The organism is Haloimpatiens myeolchijeotgali, assembly GCF_042688525.2.
Classification (GTDB): Bacteria; Bacillota; Clostridia; order Clostridiales; family Clostridiaceae; genus Haloimpatiens.
In genome coordinates, this window is record NZ_JBHWAB010000001.1 from 1,388,431 (window position 1) to 1,407,133 (window position 18,703).

19 protein-coding genes are annotated in these 18,703 nt (G+C 28.3%); 15 read left to right on the forward strand and 4 right to left on the reverse strand.

What is annotated here, in order from left to right; translation table 11 throughout:
- The first annotated feature begins 246 nt into the window (after positions 1 to 246).
- From ord to ACFIJ5_RS06220, 8 genes are all read left to right on the forward strand, one after another.
- A complete protein-coding gene (gene ord / locus ACFIJ5_RS06185; RefSeq protein WP_379805087.1) occupies positions 247 to 1,299 on the forward strand; it encodes a 2,4-diaminopentanoate dehydrogenase in 1,053 nt (350 codons plus the stop codon).
- Positions 1,300 to 1,304: 5 nt separating this feature from the next.
- Positions 1,305 to 1,604: a 2-amino-4-oxopentanoate thiolase subunit OrtA gene (ortA, locus tag ACFIJ5_RS06190; protein ID WP_379805090.1), complete on the forward strand. Its 300-nt coding sequence runs from the start codon at positions 1,305 to 1,307 to the stop codon at positions 1,602 to 1,604.
- A 24-nt stretch (positions 1,605 to 1,628) separates the two neighbouring features.
- The gene (gene ortB, locus ACFIJ5_RS06195) at positions 1,629 to 3,041 is read left to right on the forward strand and encodes a 2-amino-4-oxopentanoate thiolase subunit OrtB (protein ID WP_379805092.1); all 1,413 of its coding nucleotides are present in this window, start codon (positions 1,629 to 1,631) and stop codon (positions 3,039 to 3,041) included.
- 39 nt (positions 3,042 to 3,080) lie between these two features.
- Positions 3,081 to 3,431 (forward strand): ornithine aminomutase subunit alpha, encoded by a 351-nt coding sequence (locus tag ACFIJ5_RS06200; RefSeq protein ID WP_379805094.1) that lies wholly within the window; start codon positions 3,081 to 3,083, stop codon positions 3,429 to 3,431.
- On the forward strand, positions 3,424 to 5,631 hold the full coding sequence (oraE, locus tag ACFIJ5_RS06205; protein ID WP_379805096.1) for a D-ornithine 4,5-aminomutase subunit OraE: 2,208 nt from the start codon (positions 3,424 to 3,426) through the stop codon (positions 5,629 to 5,631). The genes ACFIJ5_RS06200 and oraE overlap by 8 nt, the downstream gene beginning before the upstream one ends.
- 6 nt (positions 5,632 to 5,637) lie before the next feature.
- On the forward strand, positions 5,638 to 6,966 hold the full coding sequence (locus tag ACFIJ5_RS06210) for a GlmL-related ornithine degradation protein (protein ID WP_379805098.1): 1,329 nt from the start codon (positions 5,638 to 5,640) through the stop codon (positions 6,964 to 6,966).
- 372 nt (positions 6,967 to 7,338) lie between these two features.
- A complete protein-coding gene (gene orr, locus ACFIJ5_RS06215; RefSeq protein ID WP_379805101.1) occupies positions 7,339 to 8,409 on the forward strand; it encodes an ornithine racemase Orr in 1,071 nt (356 codons plus the stop codon).
- 222 nt (positions 8,410 to 8,631) lie between these two features.
- Positions 8,632 to 9,396 (forward strand): histidinol phosphate phosphatase, encoded by a 765-nt coding sequence (locus ACFIJ5_RS06220; RefSeq protein WP_379805104.1) that lies wholly within the window; start codon positions 8,632 to 8,634, stop codon positions 9,394 to 9,396.
- Between the two features lie 285 nt (positions 9,397 to 9,681).
- Here the strand turns inward: ACFIJ5_RS06220 and ACFIJ5_RS06225 are convergent, their stop codons facing one another.
- Genes ACFIJ5_RS06225 through ACFIJ5_RS06240 form a run of 4 tightly spaced genes read right to left on the reverse strand, consistent with a single transcriptional unit; the run spans position 9,682 to position 12,878 of the window.
- Complete coding sequence (locus tag ACFIJ5_RS06225) at positions 9,682 to 10,152, reverse strand: hydrogenase maturation protease (protein WP_379805106.1); 471 nt, start codon at positions 10,150 to 10,152, stop codon at positions 9,682 to 9,684.
- A gap of 9 nt (positions 10,153 to 10,161) precedes the next feature.
- Positions 10,162 to 11,571: a nickel-dependent hydrogenase large subunit gene (locus ACFIJ5_RS06230; RefSeq protein WP_379805108.1), complete on the reverse strand. Its 1,410-nt coding sequence runs from the start codon at positions 11,569 to 11,571 to the stop codon at positions 10,162 to 10,164.
- 17 nt (positions 11,572 to 11,588) lie between these two features.
- Entirely contained in the window at positions 11,589 to 12,470 is an 882-nt protein-coding gene (locus ACFIJ5_RS06235; RefSeq protein WP_379805110.1) for a hydrogenase small subunit, read from the reverse strand.
- A gap of 9 nt (positions 12,471 to 12,479) precedes the next feature.
- A complete protein-coding gene (locus ACFIJ5_RS06240) occupies positions 12,480 to 12,878 on the reverse strand; it encodes a cytochrome b5 domain-containing protein (protein WP_379805113.1) in 399 nt (132 codons plus the stop codon).
- Between the two features lie 141 nt (positions 12,879 to 13,019).
- Between ACFIJ5_RS06240 and ACFIJ5_RS06245 the strand changes: the two genes are divergently transcribed.
- The 7 genes from ACFIJ5_RS06245 to ACFIJ5_RS06275 all read left to right on the forward strand — a co-directional run bounded on the left by ACFIJ5_RS06245 (position 13,020) and on the right by ACFIJ5_RS06275 (position 18,658).
- Positions 13,020 to 13,946 (forward strand): AEC family transporter, encoded by a 927-nt coding sequence (locus tag ACFIJ5_RS06245; protein WP_379805116.1) that lies wholly within the window; start codon positions 13,020 to 13,022, stop codon positions 13,944 to 13,946.
- Positions 13,947 to 14,349: 403 nt separating this feature from the next.
- Positions 14,350 to 14,856, forward strand: coding sequence for a flavin reductase family protein (locus tag ACFIJ5_RS06250; protein WP_379805118.1), 507 nt, complete (start codon positions 14,350 to 14,352; stop codon positions 14,854 to 14,856).
- 76 nt (positions 14,857 to 14,932) lie between these two features.
- Positions 14,933 to 15,775 (forward strand): DUF6414 family protein, encoded by an 843-nt coding sequence (locus ACFIJ5_RS06255; RefSeq protein WP_379805121.1) that lies wholly within the window; start codon positions 14,933 to 14,935, stop codon positions 15,773 to 15,775.
- Positions 15,776 to 15,935: 160 nt separating this feature from the next.
- On the forward strand, positions 15,936 to 16,103 hold the full coding sequence (locus tag ACFIJ5_RS06260) for a zinc-ribbon domain-containing protein (protein WP_379805123.1): 168 nt from the start codon (positions 15,936 to 15,938) through the stop codon (positions 16,101 to 16,103).
- A 231-nt stretch (positions 16,104 to 16,334) separates the two neighbouring features.
- Positions 16,335 to 16,769, forward strand: coding sequence for an HNH endonuclease (locus tag ACFIJ5_RS06265; protein ID WP_379805125.1), 435 nt, complete (start codon positions 16,335 to 16,337; stop codon positions 16,767 to 16,769).
- A 19-nt stretch (positions 16,770 to 16,788) separates the two neighbouring features.
- Positions 16,789 to 17,364, forward strand: coding sequence for a GDSL-type esterase/lipase family protein (locus tag ACFIJ5_RS06270; RefSeq protein ID WP_379805127.1), 576 nt, complete (start codon positions 16,789 to 16,791; stop codon positions 17,362 to 17,364).
- 16 nt (positions 17,365 to 17,380) lie between these two features.
- Positions 17,381 to 18,658 (forward strand): replication-associated recombination protein A, encoded by a 1,278-nt coding sequence (locus ACFIJ5_RS06275; RefSeq protein ID WP_379805130.1) that lies wholly within the window; start codon positions 17,381 to 17,383, stop codon positions 18,656 to 18,658.
- Positions 18,659 to 18,703: the final 45 nt, after the last annotated feature.

Consider the following 18,703-nt stretch of genomic DNA (forward strand, 5'->3'; position numbering starts at 1 on the left):
AGAGTGAATAATAAAAGAAACTGCAAATTAATTTGCAGTTTCTTTTATTATTCTGAAAATTGAAACAATATTTTATATATTTTCACTGTATTTTTGAAATTAATACTGTTTTTTTGTATTAATACTGTAAAAAAATAGATAAATTACTATATAAAATGGCATGGAAATTGCTGAATAAATTATTGAAAGGTATTAATAATATGAATTTACAAAAAGGTTAGTGTAAATTTAAAGGGGGATTAATATATGGAAAAAGTAAAAGTAATATCTTGGGGTCTTGGCGCAATGGGAAGTGGTATAGCAAAAATGTTAACAAATAAAAAAGATGTTGAAATTGTTGGAGCAGTTGATAAGGCACCTTTTAAGATTGGAAAGGATTTAGGCGAAGTATTAAAGTTAGGCAGAAAGATGGATGTAGAAGTTAAAAGTGAGTTTAAAGATGTAATAAAAGATAATAAGGCAGATATAGTTATTCTTGCTATTGATTCTTTTGTAAAAAATGTTTTCCCATGTATAAAAGAAATAGTGGAAAACAAAATGAATTGTATAACTATTGCTGAAGAAATGGCTTATCCATATGAAGTGAATAAAGAATTATCAGAAGAAATGGATAGATTAGCTAAAGAAAATGGAGTTACTATTTTGGGAACTGGAGTAAATCCTGGTTTTGTATTGGATACGTTAATAATTACATTATCAGCAGCTTGTAGAAAAGTAGAATCTATAAGAGCATCTAGAATAAATGACTTATCTCCATTTGGTTTAACAGTTATGAAAACTCAAGGTGTTGGAACAACAAAAGAAGAGTTTGAAAAAGGAATAAAAAATGGAACAATAGTAGGACATATAGGCTTTAGACAATCTATCCCTATGATAGCTAAAGCACTTGGTCTTGAAATAGATGAAATTGTTGAAACAAGAGAACCTATTATATCAAACACATATAGAGAAACGTCTTGTGTAAAAGTAGAACCAGGAATGGTAGCAGGATGTTGTCATATTGCTTATGGTAAAAAAGATGGAAAGAATATTATAACTCTTGAACACCCTCAACAAATACATCCTCAAAGCGAAGGGGTTGAAACTGGAGATTTTATTGATATAAAAGGTGATTCGGATATGCATCTTTGCATAAATCCAGAAACTCCAGGAGGAATAGGTACAATGGCAATGGCAGTTAATATGATTCCACTTGCAGTATCCAGCAGAGCAGGGTTAAAATCTATGATTGATTTACCAATCCCTCATGCAATTGAGAATAGTTTTGTACATCAAATAAATTATTATAAAGGAGAGTAGAGACTATGATAAAAAAGGGAACTTGGGTAGAGGTAACAAAAATAGTTTTAACTCCAGAAGAAAGGTCCTGTAATATACCTAAAGATACTAAAGTAACTCCATTAAAAATGTGGGTAAAAGGTAATTGTAAAAGTGACTGTGATATAGGTGACGAGGTAGAAGTAGAAACTTTAGTTGGAAGATGTGAAAAAGGTATAGTTACAGCAGTAGAGCCTGCATATACACATAATTTTGGAAAATATATTAATGAAATTTCATTTATAGGACGTCAAGCTAGAAAAATATTATTTGAGAACAATAAGTAAAAATAGGGAGAAGGTGAATGGGTTTTGAATAAATATGAAGAGTTGATGTCAAGAAAAAATGAAATAATGTTAAAGTCTGTAGGAATGGACTATTCAAAATATGAAAAGGGTAGTATTTCTTTTGATTATGAAAAAATGATGCGTGATACTGGGTATTCATTAAATGATGTTATGAATATTCAATCAGAAACTGGTGTTGGAAATACTCCATTACTTGAGTTAAGAAACTTAACGGAACTTGCTCGAAGAGTATCTAAGACAGGAAAGGCAGCTAGGATACTTGTAAAAGATGAAAGTGCTAACCCTTCTGGAAGTTTTAAAGATAGGAGAGCAGCTCTATCAGTATATGATGCTAAGAAGAAAGGATATATAGGAACAGCATCTGCAACTTCAGGTAATTATGGTGCAGCAGTGGCTTCTCAATCAGCTATGAGAGGGTTGAAATCTATAATTGTACAAGAATGTTATGATTCTAGAAAAATAGGTCAACCAGAGATAATAGAAAAAGGAAGAAAATGTGAATGCTTTGGAGCGGAGGTAATACAACTTACAGTTGGTCCAGAATTATTTTATACATTTCTTAAGGTATTAGAAGATACCGGATATTATAATGCATCTTTATATTCAACTTGTGGTATAGCAGGAGTTGAAACATTAGGATATGAGATTGCAACTCAGTGTAGAGAAAAAATAGGAAAAGATCCAGATGTTGTAGTTGTTACTCATGCTGGTGGTGGAAATTTAACAGGAACTGCTAGAGGATTAAAGAAAGCAGGAGCCTATGATACTAAAATAGTTGGTTCATCTGTAGATTTAACAGGACTACATATGGCTTCAGATAATGATTTTAATAGAAAGTCATTTACAACAGGTCATACAGGATTTGGAATACCATTTATGACATGGCCAGACAGGTCAGATGTGCCAAGAAGTGCTGCAAGACCTCTTAGATATATGGATAGATATGTAACGGTTAATCAAGGACAGGTATTTTATATGACTGAGCTATTAGCTCAACTGGAGGGCCTTGAAAGAGGACCAGCAGGAAATACATCTTTAGCAGCAGCATTTGTTATAGCTCAAGAAATGGAAAATGATCAAGTGGTTGTTGTTCAAGAAACAGAATATACAGGAGCAGGAAAACACATAATGCCTCAACTTACTTTTGCAAAAGAAAATGGAATTAAGGTATTAGTAGGAGATCCAAGAGAAGAAATACCTGGTAAAAATATAATAATACCAGAACATCCATCAAAATTGATAATTAAAGATAGAGATCTTAATGAATACAAAAGATCATTAATTAAAAATTCTTTAAAACATGTTGAAGATAAGATTTTAAGTGATATAGATATAGATTTCTTATGTGAAGAAACAAGACTTACAAAGGTAGAAGTTTTAAAAATTATTGAAGATCTAGGTGCGTATGTAAGATAGTAAATTTAAGGAGTGATAGCGTGAAAAGGGAAGACGATTTTGAAAAAAGAAGAAGAACACTTAAAAAATTTAAGTGATGAGGAATTATACGATAGATTTTGGAATTTAACAGAACAAATTGTTAAGCCTATGGTTGATTTAGCTTATAATCATACTTCACCTTCAATAGAACGTTCAGTACTTTTAAGAATGGGATTTTCTAGCTTAGAAGCTGGTGAAATAGTTAAGTATGGATCAAAATGGAATTTGCTTGGTAAGGGTATAGGACATGTGGTTTTGGAATATGCAGATATGAAAGATATAGATTATTTGTGTGCTGGCAGAGAATTAAGTGAAGGTAAAGGATGGCAAGAAATTGGTGAAAAGATGGGAGGGAAGTTGATTGAATAAGAAAAACAATTTAGAAATAAATGAAAAAATAGATGTAGAAGAGATATTAAAAGATTTAGATAAGTATAAACCTAAAAGAAGAGGATGGCATTGGAGAGAAAAATATAATAAACCTGTAGGAGAATTTACTTATAGTGAAATTTCAAAACCTTTAAAGAACAGCAGACCACTGCCAGCTTCTAGAAGTTTTCAAAACATAGATCCACAACCTATGCCGGTTATAACTTCAGAAATAGCTTCTGGAAGATTTGAAGATGATATTAGAAGAATGAGGATGGCTGCATGGCATGGGGCAGATCACATAATGGTTATAAGAACAGCAGGTCAAAGTCACTATGATGGACTTATAGAAGGTACTCCAGAGGGAGTAGGAGGAGTGCCTATAACAAGAAAACAAGTAAGAGCAACAAGAAAAGCTCTTGATATGATAGAAGAAGAAGTAGGAAGAGAAATAAATTTTCATTCTTATGTATCAGGAGTAGCAGGACCAGATATAGCTGTAATGTTTGCAGAAGAAGGAGTAAACGGGGCTCATCAAGATCCTCAATATAATGTATTATATAGAAATATTAATATGGTAAGATCTTTTGTTGATGCTGCAGTAGCAAAAAGGATAATGGCTTACGCTGATATGCTTCAAATTGATGGAGCACATAATGCTAATGCAACAGCTATGAAAGGGTATAATGTAATGCCAGAACTTATGGTGCAGCATGCTATTAATGCTAAATATTCTGAAATGGTAGGAATGAAAAAAGAAAATATATCTTTATCTACAGTTCCACCTACAGCACCACCTGCACCATGCTTAAAGTTAGATCTTCCATATGCTGTAGCATTAAGGCAACTGTTTAAAGATTATAAGATGAGAGCTCAAATGAACACTAAATACATGGAGTCATGTACAAGAGAAGCAACTGTTACACATACTTTAGATATACTTATTTCAAAACTTACGTCTGCAGATATTCAAAGTACAATAACACCTGATGAGGGTAGAAATGTTCCTTGGCATTATAATAGTATACATGCTATTAATACAGCAAAACAAGCTTTGATTGGTATGGATGGACTTAAAGAAATGGTAGAACTAAAAAAAGATGGCTATTTGCCTAATAAAATAAGAGAACTAAAAGAGAAAGCTATATTGTTTCTTGAAGAAATATTAGAAGTTGGAGGGTACTTTAAAGCTGTTGAAGAAGGATTCTTTGTTGATTCAGGAGCTTATCCTGAAAGAAATGGAGATGGAATTGCAAGAAAGATAGATAAAGGTGTTGCTGCAGATACAGTTATTCCAAGAGATAAGGAGTATTTTGCACCAGTATGTGATCATTTTGGCTACAATAATATACCAGATAAGTATAAAGGGGAAAAACCTTGTAGTGCAATAGATGGATGTACATTTTGTAACCATGAAAAAATTCAATTTATAGATGAACTAGATGAAAATGATAATGTTAATAATAGATTGGAACAAGTTAAGGATAGCAATACAATAAAACCCGAAGTTGAATGGAAAAAAGATGGATTTGTAACAATTAATATGTTTCTTCCTGAAAATGAACGTATAAGTGAAGCGGCAGCTATTGAAATAGGTAAAAGAATGAATTTAACAGATGTAGAGGTTATACACAAACAAGTTATGCAGAATTGTGAAGGAACTTATTTAGAAGTAAAAGGAAGAGTTAATTTTGAAATAGATAAATCAAAACTTAAAGTTCCAAAGAAAAAACATGTCTTAAGTGATGAGGAAATAAGAGGATTTGTTAAAAATAAACCTTTAAAAGTTGTTGCAGCTACGGTAGGAGAAGATGAACATTCTGTGGGATTAAGAGAAATAATTGATATTAAACATGGTGGTATTGAAAAATATGGAATAGAGTGTGTATATCTTGGAACATCATGTCCAGTTGAAAAATTAATAGATGCTGCAATTGAAACTAAAGCACAGGCAATATTGGCAAGTACAATAATTACTCATAATGATGTTCACACAAAAAATATGAAAAAAATAAGTAACTTATGTATTGAGAAAGGTGTAAGAGATAAACTTATTCTTGTTTCAGGTGGTACACAAGTTACAGATGAAATAGCTAAAGCCAATGGTATGGATGTTGGATTTGGAAGAGGTTCACATGGAAATGATGTTGCATCATTTATAGTAGAGACTCTTAAAAAGAGAATTGAAAATAAGGAATGATAAATTATGAAAGTAGACTATTTGATTGCAGAGATAGGTAGTACTACTACTGTAGTAAGTGCACTGGATTTTAAAAACAGCAATATATTGGTTGCTCAAGGTAAGCACTATACTACAGTTTTAGATGGGGATGTAACTGTAGGTTTGAAAAGTGCAATAAATGAAATTGAAAGTAAGCTAGGACAAAAAATAGAATGGAATAAAATGCTTGCAACTAGTAGTGCAGCTGGAGGGTTAAAAATAACAGTACATGGTCTTGTACAAGATATGACAGTAAAAGCTGCAAGAGAAGCTGCATTAGGTGCAGGTGGTATTATTAAAATGGTTACATCAGGTAAATTAAGGAAAAGCGATGTAAGACGTATAAAGAAAATACAACCAAACTTAATAATGATAGCAGGTGGAACTGATTTTGGGGAAAGAGAAACAGCACTTTACAATGCTGAACTTATAAGAGAAGAAAATTTAGGTATTCCAGTTGTATATTGTGGAAATATAGCTAATAGAGAAGAAATTAAAGAAATATTTGAAGGACAAGAAATCTATATAATTGATAATGTTTATCCTAAAATTGATGAATTAAATGTGGAACCTGCAAGAAAAGTTATACAAATTGCTTTTGAAAATAATATAATAAAGGCTCCTGGCATGGATAAGATAAAAGAAATGGTAAATGGAGTTATTATGCCAACACCAGGTGCAGTAATGCAGAGTGCTAAATTGCTTTATGAAATTTTAGGAGATGTTGTAGTATTTGATGTTGGAGGAGCAACAACTGATGTACATTCTGTGACTGAGGGTGCTAGTGAAATTCAAGATATATTAGTAAGTCCAGAGCCAAAAGCAAAACGAACTGTTGAAGGAGATCTTGGAGTATATGTAAATAGTAAAAATGTTATTGATTTACTTGATGATGTTGATTTAAAAGGAATAGATAAAGAATATATAGTTAAAAATATAAAACCTATACCAACTACAGTTGAGGAAAAAAAGTGTAGTTTGATTTTAACGAATAAAGCAGTTAACATGTCGTTAAATAGGCATGTGGGTTATATAAAAAGAATTTATGGTGCAGGAAGAAAGTTTATAGCATATGGTAAAGATTTGTCACAAGTCAAATATATTGTAGGTACTGGTGGAGCATTAACTAGGTTAGAAGGAGGAAAAGATATTTTAAGTAATATAAGATATTCAAAAGATGATTTGACCATGTTCCCTAGGAAAGAGGCAAAAATATTGATTGATAGTATGTATATAATGGCTTGTGCAGGAGTTCTAAGTAAGGAAAATAAAGAGGCAGCAGCAAAACTATTACAAAAGAGTTTGAGTATTTAGTAATTATAGTTCAACTTTCGCAGGTGAAAAACAACCGCTGCGGGAAATGATATCTTGCTTAGAAATCTTTTACTTCAGTAACAAGTTCTAAGCCTTTATCAGTGGACAGTTTACAGTTGACAGTGGATAGTAAAGGATGCTTTTATTGCAGAAAAACTTTTATTAAATATAGTAATAAGATAAGTGAATTTTGTTTTTAAACAAAATACCTAATTAAAAACTTTCTACGTTAGTAGAAAGGTGTCCTCGAACTGTCAACTGTCCTCTAGCAACTGTTAACTATTTAAACAATATATCATTTCCCTTCGCTAAGTAGTATTTTTGTTCTGAGAAAGTTGAGTTATATGAAATAAATTAAGAAGGGGAGTATATATGTCCATAATTTATCCTTGTATGGAAATTGATTTATCTAAAATTACGTATAATACAAAGAAGATTGTATCTATGTGTAAGAAAAAGGGGATACACGTAGTAGGTGTTACTAAAGTATTTTGTGCTCAAAAGTCAATTGTAAAAGCTATGTTAGATGGAGGCGTTGAATTAATTGGTGACTCTAGAATAGATAATTTAGCAAAACTAAAAGAGTTTTCTTGTAGAAAAATGCTTTTAAGAATTCCAATGGAAAGTATGTCACAAAAAGTTGTAAGATTTTCAGATATAAGTTTAAATTCAGAATTTGATACTATAAAGGAATTATCAATAGCATGTAAAAAATTAAAAAAAATTCATAGTGTAATATTGATGATAGATTTAGGAGATTTAAGAGAAGGTGTATTAGAAAAAGACGTCATATCTTTAGTAAGAAAAATAGTTAAGTTAGAAAATATAAAACTTTGTGGAATTGGTACTAATCTTACATGTTATGGAGGAATTATACCAGATGAAAAAAATTTAGGAATGTTAGTACAAATAAAAAATAAAATTAAATCTGAATTGAATGTAGACTTACCAATTGTCTCTGGTGGTAATTCTAGTAGTATGTATATGGTAATAAATGATACAATTCCAGAAGGAATAAATCAATTAAGAATTGGTGAAGGAATTGTTTTAGGAAGAGAAACAGCTTATGGAGAGTGCATACCAGGATGTTATAATGATTGTTTTGTGTTAAAAGGTGAAATTGTAGAAATAAAACAAAAACCATCTGTCCCAAAAGGTAAAATTGGAATGGATGCTTTTGGACAAGTGCCTCATTTTGAAGATATGGGTATAAGAAAAAGAGCAATTATAGCAATGGGAAGACAAGATATAAAAATAGATGGAACATTTCCAGTAAATAAGAATATAAAGATATTAGGTGGAAGTAGTGATCACTTAATTTTAGATATTACTGATTGCAAAGAAAATTTTAAACTGGGTGATATTGTAGATTTTCATGTTGATTATGGATGTCTTCTAAGAGCAATGACATCACCTTATATAAAAAAATATTATGTATCATAGTAAAAAGAGTTAAGTTCACATCTAATCTGAGAAATTTAATAATTTCAAAATATAACCAGCCTGTTCTAGCTAATTTCTAAGTTAGATAACACTATATCTAGTGAATTTATATTTTGAAATTAATATATTAAGAAAAGCTGTTGATTATATTGATTGACAGCTTTTTATTTTGGTGTAAAATGCACTTAAGGAAGATTTTAAAATATAATGGGAGGGAAAAGTATGTTTGATAGTCATATACATACAAAATATTCTTCAGATTCAGATATGTCAATTGAAGAAGTTGTTAAAAGAATGAGAGAATTAAATATGGGAGCAGTAATAACAGAGCATATGGATTTAAAGTTTCCTATAAAAAACAAATTTATATTTGATGTAGAAGAATACTTTAAGAATTATTCTAATTATAGAAATAATAATTTTTTATTGGGAATTGAAATGGGAATGAAGATGGATTGCATAGAGGAAAGTAATAGACTTCAACAAAAATATGAATTTGATTATGTTATTGGATCTGTACATTTAGTTAATAATATTGATATTTATGTTGAAGAGTTTTATAGAGGAAGAAGTAAAAAGGAAGTTTATGAGAGTTATTTTAATGAAATGATTAAATGCTTAAAAGTATATAACTTTATAGACAGTTTAGGGCATATAGATTATATAGCTAGGTATGCAAGATATGAAGATAAGGAATTATATTATAGTGAATATAGTGAATTTTTAGATGAAATTTTAAAATTGATAATTGATAAGGGAATAGTATTAGAATTAAATACAAGAAGATTAAACAATTCTTTTTCAACAAAAAATTTAATAGAAATATATAAAAGATACAATGAATTAGGTGGAAAATATGTAGTATTAGGTTCAGATGCACACAGGAAAGAAAATATAGCTAATTACTTTAAAACAGCTAGTGAAATGATAGAAACATGTAATTTGAAATCTGTATATTTTAAGGAAAGAAAAATGCAATATTGTTAAATTAGGATAAAAAATTATAGTGACAATAAAGTAATTACAAGCTGTAGAGTAAATACTTAGGGAAAGAACAGTGATTGGAATAAAGGAGTTATGATAAAGTAGAAAGTTTAAAGTATAAAGTATAATAAGGATGTTTTTCTTGAAGAAAAACTTTTATTAAAATAAATTTTCAAAAGCTTGTTTTTGAAAATTTACCTTATTTGTGCTTTATACTTTGTACTTTTTACTTAAAAAAATTTCTTAGTATAGTACTTTATAAAACGTGTTCTAATAAAATTATACATACTAAATAGTTTCACTGTTTAATATATTCACTATTTTTTTATATATTTTAGTACATATGTTATTAAAACTTTTTTCGAGTATTGGACTTAAATTTAGGTTAAAATCTATTGAACAAGATTCTATTCCAATTAAATATCCTCTTATGTGTATGTGGTTTAAATTTATTAAATCTATTAAATTATAACCATGTAGTGAGAAATAATTTACATTGTGATGTTTGTCAAAATGTTTTTTGCTTTTGAATGAAGTAATAGTAACAGTTCCAGGATTAATATTATATTTGGTAGAATCTAAAATTATTACAAAATCATTATCTTCAATAGCATTTAGACAGTAATCTATATCAGTTTCGCCAATTATAACTTCAATGTTTAATTTATCCAATTGAGTCTTTAATGTATTTGCAATCTTTATACCGATAGAGTCATCTCCCATTAAGGGATTACCAATAGCAATTAATTTTTTATTCATGATTTTACTCTAAACAATTTGAATATTTTTAGAAGAATAATTGTTTGTTATAACATGTGTTGCGCAAGATACACAAGGATCAAAGGAGCGAACGATTCTACCTATTTCAATTGGATTTTTTTCATCACTAATATATGTTCCTATTAAGGATTTTTCAATGGGGCCATATCCCCCTTTTGAATCTTTAGGTGATAAATTCCAAGCAGTAGGGGTTATAATATCATAAGTATCAATTTTTTTATTTACTATAGAAATCCAGTGACCTAAACAACCTCTAGTTGTATCGATTAACCCTCTTCCAAAAGCTTTAGTTGGAATTTCATATATTTTTTGACCGCATGACCCTAAAGTTAATTTATCAATTAATCCATCTAATATATTTGCTATTTTTATTGATTCAAGAACTCTTGCTTTTGTTCTATCCATAGTAGAAATCTGTATTGGATAATTTTTACTCAATATCATTCTAGCTAAAGGGCCAACTTCCATTGGATAACCATTGTATCTTGGAGATTTTATAAAAGAATAACCTTGTTTTTTAGATAAATTACTTTCAAGTGGAGAACTTCCAGGGAGAATATTATTAGTATTATTATCATACCAAGAATAATGTATATTTTCACTTATTTCATGAGGCATAAAATTTTGAAAATCACCATTAATTAATACCCCTGGTTTTACATAAGTTAGATTTTCCTCATTATAAGAATCATAAACACCATAAGACATTAAATTTTTGTAACCAACTCCATTTTTAAAATAATCATTATAATATTGTGCAACTATATTAAAATCATTAAGCATATTATTGCTTACAAAATTTTTTATATATGATAGCATTGACTTTAATTGTACAATTTTATAAGAATCAACATTTACTGTGGCTCCTCCAACAAAAATACCATGATTATGAGGAGCTTTTCCGCCTAAGAGTGCTAGCATATCATGAGCCATTTTACTGAATTCAAAGGATTTTGCATAATTTTCTCCAATTTTTTTGCTTAAATCTTCAGGAATTCTAAAATCAATTTCTTCTGTAGGATATAAAGGCGAAATATTAGAACATTTCACAAAATCAGGAAGAGTATATAAATAAAAATGTCTAATATGATTTTGTAAAAATTCGCATCCATGCATTATATCTCTTAATATTTTACCATTGTAACTTGGAGTAACATTTAAAGCATCCTCTAGTGCGAGAGAGGAGGACATAGAGTGAGCAGTAGAACATATTCCGCATATACGTTGTGTGAAATAAATGGCATCTAGGGGATTACGTCCTCTAAGCATTTTTTCAAAACCTCTAAAGAGAGTTCCTGAACACTCAGCATTTATTATTTTATTTTTGTCTATTTCTACACTTATGCTTAAAAACCCACTTATTCTTGTAATTGGATCAATAGTTATTTTAGTAGACATAATACCTCCTTAATTTATTAATATCTTACAAATGGTTCCATTCCATCAGGAAAGTAAGCATTAGCACATCCAATACATGGAGTATTATCTTCAATTGGCCAATTAGTTTTATTGTTCCATTTACCTATTGGACAATCTGTTTGAGTTACAGGTCCTCTACAACCTAATTTAAATAAACAGCCTTTATCTCCTAATTTTTCAGCAAATATTTTTTTTTCGAAAAACAATCTTCTAGGACATATATCATGTATTGTTATCCCATAAAATAATATAGGTCTATTTTGATTATCTAGTTTAGGGATACCATACATAAGTAAATGAGCTACAGTACCTATTATCCATCTAGGGTTTGAAGGACACCCAGGTAAGTTTATTACATTTTTATCTAGTACTTCTTTAACACTTTTGCATTGAGCTGGATTTGGTCTAGCGGCTGAAATTCCTCCAAAAGATGCACAAGTTCCCACTGATAGAATGTATTTAGCTTTTTCACCAGCCATTTTCACTGCTTGTAAGGCGGTTATAGGTTTATCATTGTATGAGGCGATTATATTATATTTACCATTATCTTTTGTAGATACTGCACCATCTACTGCTAATATAAAATCTGAATTCAATGTTTTTAAAAACTGATCAAAGGCTTGTTGTCCTTGGTCTGCCATTATACTATTGTTATATTTTAGGTTTACCATATTTTTTAAAAAATAAAGTGCATTTGGATTTGAGGCATTCAATAGTGAAATTATATTTCCTGAACATCCTGTAGCTTCAAGCCATATCATATTCATTTTTTTTAGTTCATTATTTTGTATTTTGTTTAATGCGGTTTCAAGTATATTATCTACTGTTTTAAGTTTTGATTTTACTATAGGACAATATTTATTATTGGACAAGTACATCACTCCAAATTATTTTTTTAGTGTTCCAACAATAGGAAGATTGGATAATTTATTTTTTGATTCTCCATGACAAGATAAATATTCACTTGATAAATTTTTACCAGATACTAATCCAAAGTGAGTTCCTCCACCCCATTTTGCATTAAAACTTACATCATATACGATTCCATCTATGGCTACGTATGCAGGTTTACCTTGTGAGCCATCAAAATTAGAAAGTTCATCAATTGTAAATTCTCTTCGATTTATAGGAGTTAATATCTTATATATTTTTTCTAAATTATGCTTCATAAGTTTTTTGTAAAAAGTTTTTTGTCTTGAAAATTTACTTAATGTCATCATCAATTTATAATGTTCTGCTTGAATATAAAGGTTAAAGAGTTGTTTAGATGTAGTTTGATTTTTCATATAAAAATCTCCTAAAAAATATATTCCTATAGATATATATGATAAGTTTATGCATAAAATTAAATAAATTTTAAATATAGACTAAAGGTATGAGAATTGATATTATATATATTGTGCTTATAGAAAAGGTGGTAAGGTTGAATGAAAAATGTAAATATAATTAATCAATTTATGGTATTATTTTTAGTTATGGGTATTGGATATTATGGAAGAAAAAGAAATATTATAACTAGTGAAATGAATAAAGGTATGTCTCAACTTTTACTTAGGATAACATTACCTTTTATGATTATTGTATCCTTTGATTATAAATTTTCACCGGAACTAATGTCAAATATAGTAAAAATATTAATATATTCTTTAATAATACATATATTTTTAATACCTTTAAGTAATATGTTTTATAATAAAGTTCCTAAAAATAAGGACAAGAAGGATATATTGAGATTTGTAACAGTATTTTCAAATACTGGGTTCATAGGTTATCCTGTTTTGGCAAGTATTTATGGTAAAGTAGGAGTTCTTTATGCTTCTATATTTAATATACCATTTAATGTGTTTATGTGGACCTTTGGGATTATGCTTTTTAGTGGAGATAAAAACGATAAGAGTTTAAAAAAGGTATTAGCTAATCCAGGAATAATAGCTGTTATTATTGGAACAATACTTTTTATATTTTCTATAAAAATACCGTATCCTATACAAAAAACTTTAGAAATAGTAGGTTCTATAACAACTCCTATATCTATGATAATAGTAGGAAGTATGCTTGCAGAGGTTAAGGTAAAAGATGTTTTTGCAGAAAAATCTATTTACTATGCTTCTGTTTTAAGACTTTTAGTTATACCTTTTTTTATATTTTTAATTTTAAAACTTATGAAAGTAGATTCTTTACTTATTAATATATGTGTAATAGTAGAGGCTATGCCTGCAGCAGTAGTATGTTCTATTTTTGCAGAAAGTTATAATAAAAATCCTAAGTTTGCATCACAAAGTGTTTTTATAACTACGTTATTATCTGTAATAACTATACCTATTGTAATAATGTTTTTATCAAATTTTTCATAATTGATGAGACATTTTGATTATTGTAATCTTAGTTACGAAATATACAAATGTTAAATTTTATTCTATAATTAGATATATAATGTAAAGTGTAAAATTTTTAATTTAATTTTTGCAGATGAAAATAGTCGCTGCGGGAAATGGTATCTTGCTTAGAAACCTTTTACTTTAAAGATAATTAATAGTTAATAATGAATAATTAATAATTAAGGAAATTTTGCCTTAGGGCAAAATAACTAATATAATTAAAGATTTTTGCTAAAGCAAAAATTAACCTTCATTATTCATTTTTAATTATTAATTCTTAATTGATTTTAAATGTTTCTCACGCAATATATTATTTTTCTTCGCTAGACAGTATTTTTTTACTGCAAAAGTTGAGTTATTAAAAATAGGAGGTATTAATATGGAAATAAATTATACTGAAAATTTACAAGAAGCATTTAAATATATACAAAAACAAGGTGCTTTTCTAACAGTTAAAGATAAAAATGGAAAAGTTAATACTATGACTATAGGTTGGGCTAATATAGGATTTGAGTGGGGAAAACCTGTGTTTACAGTACTTGTAAGAAAACAGAGGTATACTCATGAGCTTATAGAAAATGCACAAGATTTTACTGTGTGCATACCACTAGATGAAGACATGAAAGAAGCTTTAAAGTTTTGTGGAACAAAATCAGGAAGAGATTTTGATAAATTTGAAGAATGCAATTTAAAAGTTGAAAATGGAAAGAAAGTTGAATCACCAGTAATAGGTAACTGTGGTTTAACATATGAGTGCAAGATAGCTTATAAGCATGAGATGAGTTCTAAGTTTTTAAGAAAAGATATAAAAGATAAATGGTATAAGGCTGAGGATTATCATGTAATATATTATGGTGAAATAGTAGATTGTTATATGAACAAATAAAGAACAAGTTCTAAATATATTTTGTGTATTATACAATATATATGAGAACTGATTTAAGGGAGAGCATAATTAATTAATGAATAATAGTGTTATTATCCCCTTTTATTTAGATGAATATATTATAAATAATTTATATACTATAGTTATAGCTAAATTTGCTAAAATAGAAAGTGTTAATATAAAAGAACAGTCTATTATTAAATTTAGAACTCCTTTGAGTGATATATGCCATGGTAAATATATGCAGGGAGATTTAGATGTACAATATCTTAGTGAATTTTCCAGAAGAGAAGAAAAAATTTCTGTAATAATATTAGTTCTATTAGAAATTATAGATATACTAAAATCAAATGATTTGTTGAAGTCTATTAAAAATCAACGGGATCTTATTAGTATAGAAGAAGGTGATTTTATACTATTTAATTGTAAATTAAAAAAAGATCCAGTAATTAAAAATATTGAAAATATAATAAATATTATAGAAACAGAAATTATGTTTTCTTTTGGTGAAGATGATGAATGTAATAAAACTAAACAAGAAATATTAAAACAACTTAAAGTATATATAAATGATTATAAAGAGAATAGAAGTTTAAAATATATGGCACAATATGAATATGATACAAAAACAAGAATCGTTGTTCCACTTCAAGGAAAATATATGGAAGAAAACATTGAATATCTAATTGACGGAAATGTAACTATATTTGGAAAAGCTATAAAAGTAAATAGAGATAAAAGGAATAAAAAAATAGATATGTTGAGTGGAACATATTTGGATTATTTAGATGATAAGTGTTTTGAAGTATTCAAAAAACGATTTTTAAAAAATAGGGATTCTTTTAATGTAAATAATAAGAAAATTTTAGAAACAGAAGGTACATTAATAGAAATAATTCCTATTGCTATGTATATATAACCATTTTATCTATTTTGTATTAGTTTTGTTTATATTGATTAACATAATTATACATGATATAATATAGTAGTGAGTGGTTTAACATTTTAAAGATACGTTACTCCTGGTTCCAGGGATAAGTGTTTTTAAGGTTAAATCCTAGGAATTAGGAGGTGAAATTATGGCAGATAAGAAATTAATCTGTGCAGATTGTGGTAAAGAATTCTTATTTACAGAAGGTGAACAACAATTCTATAAAGAAAAAGGATTTGAAAATGAACCAAAAAGATGTCCAGAATGTAGAAGAGCAAGAAAACAACAAAGAAACCAAAATAGATCAAGATTTTAGTTGTTGAAGCTAAGAGGCTATTGATATAAGTCAATAGTCTTTTTTATTTGTCAAGTAAGCTATATGAATAGAAATAGTTTATTTTGGAAAAATAAAATTCATATAAATTATTTTTCAAAAAAATATGTAAGGTGAGTTGATAATTTTTAACTTTATATATAAAATTATAGTTAGAATAGGATATATTAAAATTTAATATATATGAGATTTTTGAGTTTAGGAGGTATGTTTTTGAAACAATGTGTAATATGTGGAAAACAAGGCGAAAAACATCATATTGTATTTAAAAATCAAGGTGGCTTAGATTTTCCATTAAATTATATATATCTTTGTTCTGAACATCATAGGGGAAAAGAAGGTCCACATAAAAATAGAAAGATAGATATTAAATACAAAGTGAATTTACAAAATAAATTGATTAATATATTAAAAAAAGATTATTATACTATGGAAGAAATAATGGAAATATTAAAAATAAACCCAAGACAAGCTAAAATGATTACAAAAGATTTTTCACGATGTAGGGAAGGATATAAGCGAAAAGATATTATAAAAAGGCTAATGGGTAGAAGATTTTATCATGAGTTTATGTTAGATAAGTATTATGATGAATCATGGAATATTTTCGAAGATGAAATGATTGAATTAGAATTAAAGTTAAAATAACGAAGTATGAGGGAATTTTATGAAAATAGTATGTATTGGAGATAGTATAACTTTTGGGTATGGGATTGCAAAAGAATACAGATGGAGTGAAATTGTAAAAAATACACTAAATATAAATATTATTAATAAGGGTATAAACGGAGATACTACTGTGGGCATGCTCTCTAGATCATATAAAGATGTAATTCTTAATAAACCAGATAAAGTTATAATTATGGGTGGAACTAATGATTTTATTAGGGGACATTCTTATAAAACTGTTGAAAAAAATATTTTAGAATTAACAAAGGAAGCTTTACATAATAAAATACAACCTATTATAGGAATTCAAATTCCGACATATTCACAGTTAGCTTTAAAAAAGTGGGCAAGTAGTATTAATTATGATAAAGTAAATGAGAAAATACAGACTTATAGACAAGAGATTATAGAATTTACTACTAAACAAAATTTGAAATATATAGATTTCTATAAAAATTTTATTAATGAATGTGAATTACATAATATAAATGAATATTACGTAGATGGTATACATCCAAATAAAGAAGGACATAAAATTATGGCACAAAGTGCTATAAAAGTGTTAGGCGTTTGAGGCATAGGAGGTACAAATGAAACCGTTAGCAGATAGGATAAGACCTATTAAAATTGAAGATGTTGTTGGGCAACAACATTTATTACAAGAAGGAAAAATTTTAAATAGAATATTAGGTTCTGGAAAAATAACAAATATGATTTTTTATGGGCCTCCTGGTGTAGGAAAAACAACAGTAGCTAATATTGTAGCAAAAGTGGCTAATAAAAATTTTTATAAATTAAATGCAACAAGTGCATCGCTTAAAGACATAAAAGATATAATACAAGAATTAGACAACATAATGAATGCTAATGGAATAGTATTATATTTAGACGAAATTCAAAATTTTAATAAAAAGCAGCAGCAGTCATTATTAGAATTTATGGAGAATGGAAAAATAACGTTAATATCTAGTACTACAGAAAATCCATATCATTATATATATAAAGCAATTTTAAGTAGGTCTACAATATTTGAATTTAAACCACTTAAAAAAAATGATGTGATAACAGGAATGAGAAGAGCTATATCAATTGTTAATGATGAATTTAAAAATATAAACATACATTTTTTGCAACAAGCTTTAGAATATATTGCACAAGCTAGTGGTGGAGATTTGAGAAGAGCAATAAATGCAGTTGAATTGAGCATTTATTCTACAAATGCAGACGAAAATGGAAATATAATTATAGATGAACACATAGCTAAAGAATGTACTCAAACTAAGGTTGTTAATTATGACAAAAATGGAGATAATCATTATGATATATTGAGTGCTTTTCAAAAATCTATTAGAGGAAGTGATGTTGACGCATCATTACATTATTTAGCACGGTTAGTTAAGGCAGGGGATTTAATATCTATTTGTAGAAGACTTTTAGTTATTTCTTGTGAGGATGTAGGAATGGCATATCCTAATGCTGTAGCTATTGTAAAAAGTTGTGTGGATACTGCAATGCAACTTGGATTTCCAGAAGCAAGAATTCCTTTGTCACAAGCTGTAATTCTTTTAGCTACAGCCCCAAAATCTAATTCTGTTCTTGTGGCTATAGATAAGGCTTTACATGAAGTTGATATCAAAGATGTAGGAGAAATTCCACCATATTTAAAAGATGCTCATTATGAAGGTGCAAAGAAAATGGGCAGAGGATTAGGGTATAAGTATCCACATGATTATAAAAATAATTATGTGAATCAACAGTATTTACCAACCAATATAAGGAACAGTGAATATTATATTTCAGGTGACAACAAAGTGGAAAAAAAAATTAAATATTATTGGGATAGTATTAAGAATAGTAAAGATAAATAGTTAGTATAGGAGAAATTATTTATCTTTTTTTATTGTTGACAAGAA